We start from the raw sequence: 14441 nt of genomic DNA, 5'->3' as shown, positions 1-14441 counted from the left end.
ATGAGCCGGCGTACGACCCAGGTCGTCTCCTCGATCGTCACCGTCGTCCTGCTGGTCGGCGTGTGGTGGCTGCAGGCGCGGGGCGGCGACGACGCGGGTCCGTCCCGGGCGAGCCAGAGCCCGAGCGTCGCCTCGACCCCGAGCGCGACGACCTCGGCACGCCCCTCCGCCACGCCGACCCGGTCCGCCTCCCGCGACGAGGATGGCGTCGCGTACGTCGACCTCGCCGACCTGCCGCCCGAGGCGGCCGAGACGGTCGCGCTGATCGACGCCGGCGGCCCGTTCCCCTACCCGGGCAAGGACGGCTCCACCTTCGGCAACTTCGAGGGCGTGCTCCCCGACCGGCCACGGGGCTACTACGCGGAGTACACCGTCGACACGCCCGGCCTCAGCCATCGCGGCGCCCGGCGGATCATCGCCGGCGACGGGGGCGAGCTGTACTGGACCGAGGACCACTACGAGTCGTTCGAGAGGATCCGCCGATGAGCGGGCTCGCCGCCGTACTCGCCGGCCGGCACGCGCCGGGCGTGCACCGCTGGGCCTCCGCGCTCGACGTCGCCGACGTACGCCAGGCCGTCGAGCACGCCGGCTGGGGCTTCGGGTACGTCGACGGCGTGGGTCTCGAGGACCGCGCCGGCGTGCTCCGCGCGATCGGCGGGGCGCTCGCGTTCCCCGACCACTACGGCGCCAACCTGGACGCCCTCAACGACTGCCTGCGCGACCTGCCCGGCCCGACGGTGCTGCTGTGGGACGCCTGGTCCGGCTTCGCCCGCGCGGAACCGCGCTGGTTCGGCGTCGTCGTCGACGTGCTCTCGCGGCGCGATCCCGGCGACCCGGCGGTCGAGGTGCTGTTGCGCGGCGAGGGGCCGACGGACGCCGTCGCGCTGCTCGACTGATCCGCCTCAGCCCGCCGTCTCGGCGTAGAACGACGCGGCGGTGCGCGACATCAGCCGGGCGAGCACGGCCCCGCCCCGCGGTCCGGGGTGGATGCGGTCGTCCGCGAAGTCGGGGACCCGCGGGCGCAGCGCGGCCCAGTCGGCGATCCGGGTGTGCGGCTGGCTCCGGGCGTAGCGGCGCAGCTTGGCGTTCACGGGCCCGATCCAGGAGCGCGGACCGCTGGCCGTGACCAGCACGAAGCGGTGACCGGGGCCGGCGGCGTCGATGGCGTCGGTGAGCTGGTGGGGTGCGAAGTCGCCATTGGTGCCGAGCGCGATCACCACGACCGGGCGCAGCGCCCCGGTCTTGCGCAGCGTCCGGATCCGCTTCTCCAGGCTCCACATCTGCATGCCCACGTGGGCCCGGAGGTCGACGTGGGGGAGCAGGTCGTAGAGCGCGGGGGCGGCGGCGACGGTGACCGAGTCGCCGATGACGGTGAGGTCGCGGCCGTCGCCGGGAGCGGGCGCGGTCCACGGCGACACCGCGGGCGCGGCGTCGGGGGCGGCGTCGGGGGCCGGCGCGGCCGGTGCCGGCGGCGCCGCCTCGCGGTGCGCCTCGATCGCGGCCTGGCCTGCGTCGAGGCTGACCTGGAGCGCGCTGTGGTCGCGGGAGTTGCCGAGGCCGGCGGTGACGGTGGCGGAGACCAGAGCCGCCACCACGGTGCTGACGGCGATGCCGACCAGGCCGGTCCGCTGCCCGAGGGCCACCATCCGGCGCGCCGACGCCCGGTAGCCGCTCCGCAGGACCGGCCGCTCGACATAGCGCCACGACAGCGCCGCGAGCGCCAGCGTGATCGGTACCGCGGCCACCGCGAGCGGCAGGCCGGGCGCGACCTGCAGCAGCACCACGATGACCGGCCAGTGCCACAGGTAGATCCCGTAGCTGCGCCGTCCCGCCCAGCGCAGCAGCGGCGCGGACAGGGCGAGGGCGACCGGCGACCGGCCGCAGTCGACGCGCCGGGCGTCGCCGGTCACGTGGAGCACGAGCAGGGCGGTGGCGGTCGCGACCGCGGCCATGCCGCCGAGATAGGTGAGCGCGGCGTCCCAGGGGAGCAACAGGATCGCGAGCAGGATCCCGCCCGACAGCGCGACCGCGGTCCGCAGCCGCACCTCGACGACCCACAGCGCGGCGGTCGCGCCGACCAGCAGGGCGAAGCCGTGGGTGTCGGTGCCGAAGTAGAGCCGGTCCAGCGAGCCGCCACCCAGCCGTCCGAGCGCCATGGCCGCGACGCCGAGCGCGGCGAGGACCGCCACGACCAGCCCGCGCCGGTCCGCGCCCCACCGGCGGGTCACGACCAGCAGCAGCCACAGCAGCACCGGCCACACCAGGTAGAACTGCTCCTCGACGGCCAGCGACCACAGGTGCTGCAGCACCGGCGCCTCGTACCTGTCGGCGTACGACGACGGCCCGCCCGCCTGGTACCAGTTGCTGCTGAAGGTCAGCGCCGCCAGCACCTGCTGGCGCAGCCGCACCTCCAGTGCACCACCGAGCAGCCCGGCGGTCGCGGTGACCGCGAGCAGGACCGCGAGCAGGGCCGGGAGGATCCGGCGGGCCCGGCGCACCCAGAACCGGGCGAAGCGCGGCCGACCCGTCCCGTCGGCCTCGCGCACCAGCTCCGCCGTGATCAGGAAGCCGGACAGGACGAAGAACATGTCGACGCCCAGGAAGCCGCCGGGCAGGCGGTGGGGGAACAGGTGGTAGCCGACGACGGCGAGCACGGCCACGCCTCGCAGCCCGTCCAGGGCGGGCACCCGGGCGGGGCGGGAGTCGGGGAGCGGTTCGGTCGGGTTCACGCGGAGCAGGCGGCCCGAGGCGGGGTCAGTGGGCGCGCCGCGTGGCCGCGGCGGCGAGCTGTTCCAGGGCCCGGCAGGCCTCGGCGTCCCAGCCGGCCTCGGCCTGGCCGCGGTGCAGCGCGTCGACCGCCTGCCGGGCCAGGTCGTCGATCATCGACTCGACCTCGGCGCGGGCGCCGCAGCCGTCGATGATGGCCCGGAGGTCGGCGACCTCCGCGTCGGAGAGGGCGGTGCCGAGCGCGCGGTCGAGCCGCTCGCCGTCGGCGACGGGTGCCCGGTCGAGCGCGAGCGCCACCAGCACCGTGCGCTTGCCCTCCACGAGGTCGTCGCCGGCGGGCTTGCCGGTGGTGGCCGGGTCGCCGAAGACGCCGAGCAGGTCGTCGCGCAGCTGGAACGCCTCGCCGAGCGGCAGGCCGAACGCCGTGAGCAGGTCGAGGGTCGCGGCGTCCGCTCCGGCCAGCGCGGCGCCGACGTGGAGCGGCCGCTCGATGGAGTACTTCGCCGACTTGTAGCGCAGCACGGTCATCGCCTGGGTGACGTCGGCGCGGCCGCGGGCCTGGACCGAGACGTCGAGGAACTGCCCGGCGATCACCTCCGAGCGGCACAGGTCGAACACGTCGAGCGCCGGACCGACCCGGTCCCAGCCCAGGCCGCAGCGGCGCAGCAGCTCGTCGGACCACGACAGCAGCAGGTCGCCGAGGAGGATCGCCGCCGCCGCGCCGTACTGCTCAGGGTCGCCGCGCCAGCCGTCGGCGCGGTGGGCGCGCTCAAAGGTGCGATGGGTCGCGGAGCGGCCGCGGCGGGTGTCGGAGGCGTCCATCAGGTCGTCGTGGACCAGGGCGCTGGCGTGGAGCAGCTCGAGCGCGGCCGCGGCCCGGCGTACGGCCTCGGCGTCGGCACCGCTCGGCGCGCCGGCGAGCGCGGCATAGCCCCAGTGGCAGAACGCCGCCCGGAACCGCTTGCCGCCGGTCACGGTCACCCGCGCCTCCGACAGCAGCCGCGCGGCGTCGCCACCGAGCGGCGCGAGCCGGTCCGCCTGGTCGGCGAGGAAGGCGTCGAGGGTGGCCTGGACGTCGGTCCGGAAGGAGGTCGGGTCCCACGCCTGCTGTGTCACGGATGTGAGCCTAGTGACTCCGGTGATCGGCGAGATGCCCGGCCCCGGCCCCCTCCGGCGACCTACACTGCGGCCCATGACCACCGGTGCTGGGCGCTCCCTCGGCGAGATCATCCGTGAGGGCGGCCGTTCGTTCTCCTTCGAGTTCTTCCCTCCCAAGGACGAGGCGGGTGAGGCGCAGCTCTGGGACGCGATCCGGGCGCTCGAGCCCTACCAGCCCACCTTCGTGTCGGTCACCTACGGCGCCGGCGGCAGCACACGCGACAAGACCGTCGCGATCACCGGCCGGATCGCGCGCGAGACCTCGATGGTCCCGATGGCGCACCTCACCTGCGTCGGCCACACCCGCGAGGAGCTCGAGGCCATCCTCGACGCCTACGTCGCCGAGGGCGTGAGCCACGTGATGGCGCTGCGCGGCGACCCGCAGGAAGGCCCCCGCGCCGACTGGACCCCCACCGACGGCGGGCTCAACTACGCCCTCGACCTGGTCGAGCTGGCCCGCTCGCGCGGCGACTTCCGGATCGGCGTCGCCGCCTTCCCCGAGGGCCACCCGTCGGCCGACTCGCTCGACGCCGACGCCGACGTCCTGGTGGCCAAGGCCCGGGCCGGCGCGGAGTTCGCGGTCACCCAGATGTTCTTCCGCGCCTCCGACTACTTCGACCTGGTCGGGCGGGTCCGCGCCCGCGGCGTCGACATCCCGATCCTGCCGGGCATCATGCCGATCCTGAACCTGGCCGCGATCCGGCGCCAGAGCGAGCTGATCGGCACCAGCGTGCCCGACGACGTCGTCGCGCGGATCAGCGCCCACGACGGCGACCCCGCCGCCGTCCGCGCCGAGGGCATCCGGATCGCCGCCGAGCTGTGCGACGAGCTGCTCGCCGGGGGCGCCCCGGGCCTGCACTTCTACACGCTCAACCGCTCGAAGGCCACGCTCGAGATCTTCGAGGCGCTGCAGATCACGGTCTGACCGGCCCGCCCGACCGCGCCGCTTCGGGGTGGGCGTGGATTCATCACGGTATGTAGACGAATCCGTGCTTCTGTAGCGGAACTCCGCTACAGAAGCAGGCACCCGCCTACATACCGTGGTGAATCGCCACCCCGAGCGCTCACGACGGCCCGATCAGCTGCGCGACCAGCGCCGCGGACTGGGTCACGAACGGCACCCCCGCCCCCGGGGCGGCGTGCGCGCCGGCGGCGTACACGCCGGCGACGGGGGTGCTCGGACCGAGGCGGCGGCGGACCGTGCCGCGGCCCTGCCAGAGCACGCCCATCGGTGAGCCGCGCCACTGCTCGACCTGGTCGCGCGGTGACAGGTCGACGCGGGTCACCACGTTCTCGCGGACGTCGAGCCGGTGGCGTGCCAGCGCGTCGAGCAGGTCCTCGGCGATCTTGCCGCGCCCGTGGACGGTCCAGGCGGCGCCGCCGTCGGGGGCGATCCCGCCCGGGCGCACGGTCAGCAGCGGCTCCTCGTGGATGACCAGCTCGTGCGGCAGCTCGGGTACGTCGCCCGCCAGGCCGACGTGGGTCACGACCGGCGGGATCGACGGCATCGTCCGCTCGACGTACGCCGCCAGGGCGGGCAGCCGGCGCGGGTCGATCGCGACCACGACGGCATCGGCGTCCGCCTCGCCCTCCGCCGTCCGCACGGCGACCACCCGGCCCTCGCGGACCACCAGGTCCTGGACCTCGACGCCGGTGCGGACCTCCACGCCACGGGTCTCCAGCCGCGCGGCCAGCAGCTCGGCGATCCGCCCCATCCCGCCCGGTGCCCGCCACCCGCCGAAGCACTGCTCCAGGTAGGCGGTCACGCCCACCCAGGAGGGGACGTTGCGCAGGTCGTGCCCCTCGGCGACGGCCGGGTAGCCCGCGACCAGTGCCAGCCGCTCGTCGCGCAGCGCGTGGCGCAGCCGCTTGTGGAGGGTCTCGCGGATGTCGAACATCGAGTCGAGCTCGCGGGGGACGGCGCCCTTGGTGCGCGGGTCCCAGGGCACCTCGACGTAGTGGCGGCGCAGCACGTCCCAGACCGGGCCGTAGATGTCGACGTGGGCCGCCCACTTCTCGCCGAGGCCGCGGTCGAGCGCGTCGAACGCCGCGATCTGGTCGGCGCGGGAGCCGCCGGGCAGCAGCACCGAGGTGCGGTCGGCGAACCGGTGCTCGCGCAGCACCGGCAGCGGCTCCAGGTCGGTGCCGAGCTCCTTCTCCAGGGGCCGGCCGGACTTGCGGAACAGGTCGCGCAGGGCGGCCGGCAGCAGCGTGCTCGCCGGTCCGGCGTCCCAGCGGTAGCCGTCCTGCTCGACGGGGGCGAGCGCCCCGCCGAGCCGGCCGGACGCCTCCAGGAGAGCGACCTGGTGGCCGAGCTTGGCCAGGCGGGCGGCCGCGGCCAGGCCGCCGAGACCGCCGCCGACGACGACGACGCGCACCCGCTCAGTCCTTCGCGACGTCGAGCGGCTCGGCGCCGGTGAGCGCGAGCAGCTCGTCGTACGTCGTCGAGAAGACCGCCGCCGGGTGCCCGGCCGCCGCCCAGACCACCTCGTGGCGCCGCAGCCACGGGTCGAGGTAGGTGCGCACGGGGGTCGGGTGGCCGATGGGGGAGACCCCGCCGATCACCTGTCCGGTGTGCTCGCGGACGAAGTCCGGCTTCGCGCGGCGCAGGGCCGGGCCGCCGATGGTGGTCCGCACCAGCTCGGTGTCGACCCGGTGCGCGCCGGAGGTGAGGATGAGCACGGGCGTACCGTCGGCGTCGAACAGCAGACTGTTGGCGATCGCGCCCACCTCGCACCCCAGTGCCTCGGCGGCCAGTGCGGCGGTGTGGACCGTGTCGGGCAGAATGACGATCTCGCCGGTTCCGCCCCGGCGCTGGTGCTCGTCGCGGAACCGGGTGATCGAGGGATGCTCGGCCGACATGGGGGTGACCCTACCGAGCACGCCCCCACCACGGACTGGAGGAACCATGCCCGAGACCGACGTCGAGCAGCAGGCCGAGCCGACGGCCCGTCCGCCCGCGGTCGTGATCGCGTGCTGGCTGCTGTGGTTCCTGGTCGCGGCCGGACTGCTGGTGTGCGTGCTCGTCGTCACCCAGCGCGACGACCTCGGCAGCGTCTGGTCGCCGATGCAGGTCGGTGACAGCACCGTCCAGCCGGTCGAGTTCGTCCCCGTCATCCTGGTCCTGTACGGCGTCACGGCGGTGCTCGCCGCGACGCTGATCGCGCTCTTCCGGGTCGGCTACAACTGGGCCCGGCACTCGCTGGCCGCGATCGTCGCCGGCGTGATCGTGGTCGCCGTGGCGACGGTGCGCACCGACCCGCCCACCATGGTCGACGGCATGGCCATCGCGGCCGCGGTGATCGGCGCGGTGACGCTCGTCTTCCTCTGGCACCCGCAGAGCACGGCGTACGTGCGCACCGCCGGCCGCTGAGCCGTCCTCCCTGCCCGCCCGGTCGCTGCCCGCCCGTCCCTGCCCGCCCGTCCCTGCCCGCCCGTCCCTGCCCGCCCGGCCCCGGCCGGCTGGGATCCGTCGTACCCGGCATTCGGGTCGCGGATCGGGCCGGGACGCGACCCGGATGCCGGGTACGACGCTCGGCCCGGGCCCCGGCGCCGCGTCGCCCTTGAGCTGTGTCGGACCCCGGGTGTACCTTCGACTCATTCGAACACCTGTTCGAATCCGACCGGAGGAGAAGTCGCCGTGGCCCACCAGTCCGCCCCGTTCACGATCAGCCCGCACGCCCTGCCCGCGACCACCCACAACTACCTCATCCGCTCGGCGGAGTCCCTGAGCGAGGCGGTGGCCGCCCGCGACGTGGCCACCCGCTACGCCTGCGCCCACGTGGCGGCGCTCCGGGCGGCCGCGGCGTTGCTGGCCGCCCGGGCGCGCCCCGAGACCGGGCGTCGGCGCGCCCAGCGCAACGCCTGGGTGCTGCTCGCCGACGTGGCGCCCGAGCTGGCGGAGTGGGCGAGCTTCTTCGCGGCCGGGGCGAGCAAGCGCGCGGCCGCCGAGGCCGGCTCGGCCCGGGCCGCCACCGAGCGTGAGGCCGACGACCTGGTCCGCGACGCCGACCGCTTCCTCGCGGTCGTGGAGCAGGCCCTCGGACTGACCCCGCACGTGCCGCTCGGCGAGCAGCTGGCCGGTCTGGCGGTGGGCTGACGGAGCGCCTGCCCGCGTGGGTGGAGGGGACCACTAGTGTTCGGCGCATGGCCTCTCGCGAGCAGCGTGGATCGGTCCGCACCGCGGTCGTGTGGGACGCCCTCGAGTCCGCGCTCGCGGGTGGACCCCGCGACGTGGTCGACCTCGGTGGCGGCACCGGCGGCTTCGCCGTGCGCCTGGCGGAGTCGGGCCACCGGGTCCGCGTGGTCGACCCCAGTCCCGACGCCCTGGCGGCCCTGGCTCGCCGGGCCCGGGAGGTCGACCTGGAGGTGTCCGGACTGCAGGGCGACGTCACCGACCTCGTCGACGTGGTCGGGGCCGGGAGCGCCGACGTGGTGCTGTGCCACGGCGTCCTCGAGGTGGTCGACCCGTCCCTCGCGCTGGCGCGGATCGCCGAGGTGCTGCGCCCCGGCGGCCTGCTCAGCCTGGTCGTCGGCCAGCGCCACGCCGCCGTCATCACCCGGGCCATGGCCGGCCACTTCCAGCTCGCGCGCGAGCTGCTCGACGACCAGCAGCCCGTCGACACCCGCACCGGCCGCCGGTTCACCGCCGACGAGGTCCGTGACCTCCTGGCCGCCCACGGCTTCGGCGCGGTCTCGGTCCATGCCGTGCGCGTGTTCGCCGACCTGGTCCCGGCGGCCCTGGTCGACCAGGAGCCCGGCGCCGCGGCGGCGCTCGTCGACCTGGAGCGCGCGGTCGCCCAGCGCCCCGAGTACCTCCCGCTGGCCACCCAGCTGCACGTCCTGGCGTACGCCGCCTCCTGACCCGCGGCGACCCGGGCCCGGCCCCGGGGGCGGGTCGTGAGCCTCGACTGCCCGATCCTCCACGTCGACATGGACGCGTTCTACGCGTCGGTGATGATCCGCGACCGCCCCGAGCTCCACGACGTCCCGGTGGTGGTCGGCGGCGGGCACCGCGGCGTGGTGCTCTCGGCCAACTACCCGGCCCGGCGCTACGGCATCCGCTCCGGCATGCCCGGCGCCGAGGCGGCCCGGCTGTGCCCCCAGGCCGTGACCATGCCGCCCGACTTCGGGCTGCTGACCCCGGTCTCGAAGGCGATCATGGAGACCTTCCGCACGATCACCCCGCTCGTCGAGGTGACCTCGCTCGACGAGGCCTTCCTCGACGTGCGGGGCGCGGTGCGCCTGTTCGGGCCACCCGAGGCGATCGCCGAGCGGCTGCGCTCGCGGATCCGCGCCGAGCACGGCATCACCTGCTCGGTCGGCATCGCCGCCTCGATCTCGGTCGCCAAGCTCGCCAGCCGGCAGGCCAAGCCCGACGGCGTCCGGGTGATCGTGCCGGACCGGTTCGTCGCGGAGGTGCATCCACTCGACGTGGGCGTGCTCTACGGCGTCGGCGAGGCCACCCGCCAGCGGCTGCACCGGCTCGGGCTGGTCACGGTCGGCGACGTCGCGGCGATCGAGGTCGGCCTGCTGCGGCGGATGCTCGGACACCACCTCGGCGGCCACCTCCACGCCCTGGTCTGGGGGAGCGACCGCACCGAGCTGGTGCCGGGCGGCGCGGGCGTCTTCGGGTTCGGGGAGGGCGAGCCCGAGGGCAGCATGGGCGCGCAACACACCCTGGCGGTCGACGTACGCGACCGGGCCGCGCTGCGTCGTGAGCTGCTCCGGCTGACCGCCCGCGTCACCGCCCGGGTCCGTGGTGCCGCCCGCACCGGCCGCACCGTCACCGTCACGGTCCGCTTCACCGACTTCACCACCGTCCAGCGCTCGCGCACCCTGCCGGAGCCGACCGACGTCACCCAGGAGGTGTACGCCGTGGCGGTCACCCTGCTCGACGCCCTCCTCGACGCCCGGCGGCCCCGCCCGGCGGCGGTCCGCCTGGTCGGCGTCCGGGTCGAGGGCCTGCGCCACCTGCGACCGGTCGACACCCGCCAGCTGGCGCTCGGCGAGCGCGACCCGGGCTGGCCCGACGCCGACCGTGCCGTGGACCGCGCCGTCGGCCGGTTCGGCTCGGCGGCGGTCCGCCGTGCGAGCCTGCTGTGACCACCTGTCCGGGCCGGTAGGAACCTCCGAGTGCACAATTTCGGGGGACGGCCTACCACCGCTGGAGATGCCTGCCTACACTTGGAGGAAGAGTCATCGGCGGAGACCCGCCTCACACGTGTCGGAGGATTCGGTGCCACTCTCGGAAGAGGAGCTGCGACTGCTGGAGCAGATGGAGCGCGCCCTCAGCGAGGAGGACCCCAAGTTCGCGTCCACCCTCCGGGGCACGACCCTCCGCCAGGCAGCCCGTCGGCGCGCCATCGTCGCCGGCGTCGTCTTCGCCGCGGGCGTCGCGGTGATGATGGGCGGAGCCGTCAGCGGCTACTGGCCCGTCGGCATCGCCGGCTTCGTGATCATGCTCGGCTCGGCCACCGTCCTGCTCGGCTCGATCCGCGGCCAGCGCGGTGGCGCCGCCCCCTCCGTGACCTCCCACCCCTCCGGGTTCGGCGTGGTCGACGGTGGTCGCCGGGGCCACCACGGCCGTGGCCACGGACGCTCCTCCGGCTTCATGGACACCCTCCAGGCCCGCTGGCGCCGCCGCCGCGACCGCGGCGGTTTCTGAGCCCGACTCCCACCCCGAGCCCGTCCCGGCCTTCGCCGCGGCGGGCTCGCTCACGTCACGGCCCGCTCGACGCCGCAGGCGTCGGACGGCAACCGCCGGGCGGCGAAGTCGGGGTGCCGTCGGCGCTGCGCAGAACGGTCGCGTCACGCGCGCGAGAGGCGCCGACGGCGGGGTCCTCGCTCCGAGCCGCCCGGCGGTTGCTGGGTGACGCCGGAGGCGTCGGGCGGGCGGCCGCCGACCAACCCGCCGCGGCGAAGGCCGGGTCAGCGCCGCCAGACCGACAGCGGCACCCAGCGCGCCCGCCGCCGCGCCCGCGGGGTGACCCCGGCCTCCAGCGCGGCCACGACGAGCGCGCCGTCGGCGGCGACGGAGCTGCGCTCCAGGGTGGCGACGGCGCCGGGCCGGGCGTACCTGGTCTGCTCGACGGCGAGGACCAGCCGGTCGAGGGCGGCGGCGGCCTCGGGTGCGGCGTCGGGGCCGGTGCGGGGACGTTCGGCGGGGTGGTCGGTGGGGCTGGCGAGGTGGTCGAGGAGGAAGGCGCCGGCCTCGCGGGGCGAGCGGCCGGCGGGCCAGGGCAGGCCGAGGTCGAGGGCGGTGGCGCGCAGCTCGGCCCAGACGTCGTCGGGCGACCCCGAGAGTCGGGTACGACGGCCGCGGGAGCGGACTGTCGTCGGCCCGCCGAGGGCGGCGGCCGCGGCGAGGAGCAGCACGAGCAGCACCGCACCCCCGATCAGCACGGGAAGCGGCAGGCCGCCCTCGTCGGCGTTCGTGGTGGTGCCGGCGTCGCGCTCGATCTCGGGGCGGTTGTTGGCGCCCCGGCTGGGGGCGACCGTCGAGGTGGCGCCCGGGGCGGCGGAGCTGGCGGCGGTCGGGCCGCCGCGCGGGTCGTCGCTGCCGCCGTCGACCGGCACCCGGGTGTAGGCGGGGACGGTCTCGACCCGGCCCGACGGAGTGGGCTCGAAGCGCACCCAGCCGGCGCCGGCGAAGTAGAGCTCGGGCCAGGCGTGCAGGTCGTGGCTGCTGTACTCCCAGGTGTCCTTGCCGGTGCGGTCCGGCTCGAGGAAGCCGACGGCGACCCGGGCGGGGATGCCGAGGACGCGGGCCATCACGGCCATCGCGGAGGCGAACTGCTCGCAGTAGCCGACCCGGCCGTTGCGGGCCAGGAAGCCCTCGAGGGTCTGGTTGCCGGTGCCCTTCGGCGCCTTCTGCAGGTCGTAGGTGAAGCCCCCGTCCTGGCGGAACCAACGCTGCAGCAGCAGGGCCCGCTCGTAGTCGGTGCTCGCGCCGGAGGTGACGTCGCGGGCCAGGTTGCGCACCAGCGGGGGCACCGAGCCGGGGAGGTGGAGGACCTCCTCGGGGACGTCGCCGGTGCGGGCGTTGCCGAAGAAGGCGCGGTTGGTGCCGAAGTCGAGGTCGACGCCCTTCATCGTGTAGCTGATGCCCCGGGTGTCGAGGTCGTCGTCGGCGGCGAGGAAGTCCATCGTGGCGGGGTCGAAGCGCCAGTCGCCGGGGGCGTCGACCTCGGAGACCGGGTACTGGGTCGGCAGCCAGGTCGAGTCGAGCTCGTCGGTGATCGACACGTCGTAGCCGTAGGTCGTGCCGGGGACGTCGTCGGAGAGCCCCGCGGAGAGCGGCACCGCCCCGTCGGCGCGGTCGTCGCGGGCCACGTCGCGATCGCCGCTGCTCCACTCGTCGCCGGTGAAGCGGTTGAGCACCGAGATCCGCAGGTACGACGGCGCGGGGTCGTCGGTGCGCAGCCGGACCAGCGGCACGTCCTCGCCGCGCTCGAGGTCGCGGCGCATGTCGGCGATGGGCTTGCGGATCCGGATGTCGCCGTTGCCGCCGCCGTTGCCGAGGTCGAGCACGTTGACGCCGGTGGCGGGCAGCAGCAGGGGTACGACGAGCGCCAGTCCGGTCGCCGTGATCCCGATCCGGCCGGCGCCGGCCCGCATCGCCTCGCGCAGCGGGTTGCCGCGCCACCGGTTGTCCTGGCCGGGGCCGATGGTGCGTCCCCAGCGCAGCAGGCCCTCGCGGGACTCGAGGTGGAGCAGGACGAGGAAGCCGGCGGCGGCGCCGAGGAAGCTGAGGGCGTCGGGCCCGCCGTCGAGCACGCCACTGGGCAGGGCGTAGACGGCGAGCAGCCCGAGCCCGGCGGCGGGGACGCGGCGCAGGGTGCAGGCGAGCGTCTCGACGAGCACCAGGATCGCGGCGCCGGCGACGACGAGGAGCGGCCAGACGGGGGGTACCCGGTCGCTGATCGGCGCGGCGTACTCGCGGGCGGAGCGGGTCGAGGTCTCCAGCGCCCGCCAGATCTCGGCGGCGGTGCCGCCGAGCGGGATCGGCGAGCCGGTGAGGTGCTGGGACACGAAGAGGGTGGCGAGCAGCACCTGGGCCAGCGCGGTGACCCAGCGCGGGGCGCCGGACCAGCGCAGGGTGGCTCCGCTGAGGGCGAGCAGGCCGGCGAGCACGGCGAGTGGTCGCAGGTAGCTGCCGGGCGCCTCGACGAAGCCGCGCCAGGCCGTGAGCGCGGCCCAGGTGGTGAGGACGGCGACCACCGCGAGCAGCAGGACCGGCCCGAAGGCGCCGCGGCGGTCGGTGATGGCGGGGGCGGTGGGGGAGCCGCTCGTGGTCATCGGCGGGCACCTCCGCGCACCGGGGCCCGGCCCAGCTCGCGCCACGCGGCGTCGAGATGGTCGCGCGGGCCGAGCGAGGTGGCCCGCCAGGCGAGGGAGGTCACCGGGGCGGCGGCCGCGGCGCCGAGTGCGGCGCGGCTGGGGGACCACTGCTCGACGTCGAGCACCAGGGCCAGCGCCGCGCCGGCGTCGTGCCGGATCCGACGCAGGGCCGCGTTGTCGTCGGCGAGGAAGCCGCCGAGCACCGCGACCACCACGCCGCCGCGGGCCTGCTCGCCGGACCAGGCGACGTCGAGGGTGGCCCGGTGTGCCATCTCCAGGACGGCGAGGTGCTCGAGCGCGCGCTCGGCACCGAGGGTGGGGTCGCCGAGTGCGCCGCCGCCGATCCCGTCGGCGGTGCAGAGCTGGACGGCGTAGCCGTGCTGCTCGAGGTGGACCGCGACCGAGGCGGCGGCGATCACGGCGGCCTCCAGGCTGGACGCGGGTCCCTGGCCGCGGTGGGCGAGGCGCCGGTTGTCGAGCAGGACGGTCGCATGAGCCTCCCAGGGCTGCTCCTCGCGGCGCACCATCAGCTCGCCGATCCGCGCGGAGCTGCGCCAGTGGACGCGACGCAGGTCGTCGCCGCGGCGGTACTCGCGCACGCTCGCGTCCTCGGCCGAGCCGGACGCGAAGGCCTGGGGCCGGTGCTCGCCCGCGCCCTGCCAGCCGCCGGCCAGCGGGATCGACGGCAGCGGTACGACGCGGGGGGTGACGGTCAGCTGGGCGGTGCCGCCGATCGGCCGCCGGCGCTCGACCAGGCCGAAGGGGTCGGCCAGGCGGGCGACGACGGGTCCGACGACGTAGCGGCCCCGGATGTCGGAGCGCACCGGGTACGAGACGGTGCGCTCCCAGGCCCCGCCGAGGCCCTGCAGCACGAACCGGGCCCGGCCGCCGAGCGCGTAGGGGAGCGTGTCCTCGACGAGCAGGGCGCCGTCGGAGCGCTTGCGGTCGCTGGCGATGGTGAGGTCGATCCGCGCGGTCTCGCCGGCCCGGAGCAGCCGCGGCCACACGGTGCGGGCCACGGTCGGGTCGTGCTTGCGGCGGCTGACCACGAGCGCGGCCAGCAGCGGCAGGCTCAGCACGAGCACCCCGACCCGGGTCAGCGCGGGCTGGCCGAAGCCGATGGCGCAGGCGACCGCGGTCGCTCCGGCCGCCAGGAAGGCCCGGCCGCGGAGGGTGAGAGAGGAGAGGTGCCGGCGCATGGGCTGACCGCGGGT

General features: G+C 75.8%; 14 protein-coding genes. 8 read left to right on the top strand and 6 right to left on the bottom strand.

The window, feature by feature from the left end:
• Positions 1 to 486: a guanyl-specific ribonuclease gene (locus JOD66_RS01585; protein ID WP_204835205.1), complete on the top strand. Its 486-nt coding sequence runs from the start codon at positions 1 to 3 to the stop codon at positions 484 to 486.
• A complete protein-coding gene (locus tag JOD66_RS01580) occupies positions 483 to 896 on the top strand; it encodes a barstar family protein (RefSeq protein ID WP_204835204.1) in 414 nt (137 codons plus the stop codon). Before JOD66_RS01585 ends, JOD66_RS01580 begins: the two co-directional genes overlap by 4 nt.
• Before the next feature lie 6 nt (positions 897 to 902).
• Here JOD66_RS01580 and JOD66_RS01575 read toward each other — a convergent pair whose 3' ends face one another.
• A complete protein-coding gene (locus tag JOD66_RS01575) occupies positions 903 to 2729 on the bottom strand; it encodes an acyltransferase family protein (RefSeq protein WP_204835203.1) in 1827 nt (608 codons plus the stop codon).
• 25 nt (positions 2730 to 2754) lie between these two features.
• Positions 2755 to 3843 (bottom strand): polyprenyl synthetase family protein, encoded by a 1089-nt coding sequence (locus JOD66_RS01570; protein ID WP_307823231.1) that lies wholly within the window; start codon positions 3841 to 3843, stop codon positions 2755 to 2757.
• A 76-nt stretch (positions 3844 to 3919) separates the two neighbouring features.
• Between JOD66_RS01570 and metF the strand changes: the two genes are divergently transcribed.
• A complete protein-coding gene (gene metF, locus JOD66_RS01565) occupies positions 3920 to 4810 on the top strand; it encodes a methylenetetrahydrofolate reductase [NAD(P)H] (RefSeq protein WP_204835201.1) in 891 nt (296 codons plus the stop codon).
• 139 nt (positions 4811 to 4949) lie between these two features.
• On the opposite strand, the gene JOD66_RS01560 is transcribed toward metF, so the two are convergent.
• Both JOD66_RS01560 and JOD66_RS01555 read right to left on the bottom strand, forming a co-directional pair.
• Entirely contained in the window at positions 4950 to 6263 is a 1314-nt protein-coding gene (locus JOD66_RS01560; RefSeq protein ID WP_204835200.1) for a phytoene desaturase family protein, read from the bottom strand.
• A gap of 4 nt (positions 6264 to 6267) precedes the next feature.
• Positions 6268 to 6747, bottom strand: a complete 480-nt coding sequence (locus JOD66_RS01555) for a YbaK/EbsC family protein (protein ID WP_204835199.1) — start codon at positions 6745 to 6747, stop codon at positions 6268 to 6270.
• Between the two features lie 46 nt (positions 6748 to 6793).
• On the opposite strand from JOD66_RS01555, the gene JOD66_RS01550 reads away from it, so the two are divergent.
• From JOD66_RS01550 to JOD66_RS01530, 5 genes are all read left to right on the top strand, one after another.
• A complete protein-coding gene (locus JOD66_RS01550; RefSeq protein WP_204835198.1) occupies positions 6794 to 7258 on the top strand; it encodes a hypothetical protein in 465 nt (154 codons plus the stop codon).
• Between the two features lie 267 nt (positions 7259 to 7525).
• On the top strand, positions 7526 to 7984 hold the full coding sequence (locus JOD66_RS01545) for an SAV_6107 family HEPN domain-containing protein (RefSeq protein ID WP_307823230.1): 459 nt from the start codon (positions 7526 to 7528) through the stop codon (positions 7982 to 7984).
• Between the two features lie 47 nt (positions 7985 to 8031).
• Entirely contained in the window at positions 8032 to 8748 is a 717-nt protein-coding gene (locus JOD66_RS01540) for a methyltransferase domain-containing protein (RefSeq protein ID WP_204835197.1), read from the top strand.
• 36 nt (positions 8749 to 8784) lie between these two features.
• Entirely contained in the window at positions 8785 to 9990 is a 1206-nt protein-coding gene (gene dinB / locus JOD66_RS01535; RefSeq protein WP_307823228.1) for a DNA polymerase IV, read from the top strand.
• Between the two features lie 133 nt (positions 9991 to 10123).
• A complete protein-coding gene (locus tag JOD66_RS01530; protein WP_204835196.1) occupies positions 10124 to 10552 on the top strand; it encodes an SCO2097 family morphological protein in 429 nt (142 codons plus the stop codon).
• Positions 10553 to 10815: 263 nt separating this feature from the next.
• On the opposite strand, the gene JOD66_RS01525 is transcribed toward JOD66_RS01530, so the two are convergent.
• Positions 10816 to 13185, bottom strand: coding sequence for a transglutaminase TgpA family protein (locus tag JOD66_RS01525; RefSeq protein ID WP_204835195.1), 2370 nt, complete (start codon positions 13183 to 13185; stop codon positions 10816 to 10818).
• Positions 13182 to 14426 (bottom strand): DUF58 domain-containing protein, encoded by a 1245-nt coding sequence (locus JOD66_RS01520; protein ID WP_204835194.1) that lies wholly within the window; start codon positions 14424 to 14426, stop codon positions 13182 to 13184. Before JOD66_RS01520 ends, JOD66_RS01525 begins: the two co-directional genes overlap by 4 nt.
• Between the last annotated feature and the right edge of the window lie 15 nt (positions 14427 to 14441).

Origin of the sequence: Nocardioides nitrophenolicus (assembly GCF_016907515.1) — a bacterium.
GTDB lineage: Bacteria > Actinomycetota > Actinomycetes > Propionibacteriales > Nocardioidaceae > Nocardioides > Nocardioides nitrophenolicus.
The sequence above is the reverse complement of the archived record's forward strand: the minus strand, read 5'-3'. Positions and strand labels throughout refer to the sequence as shown.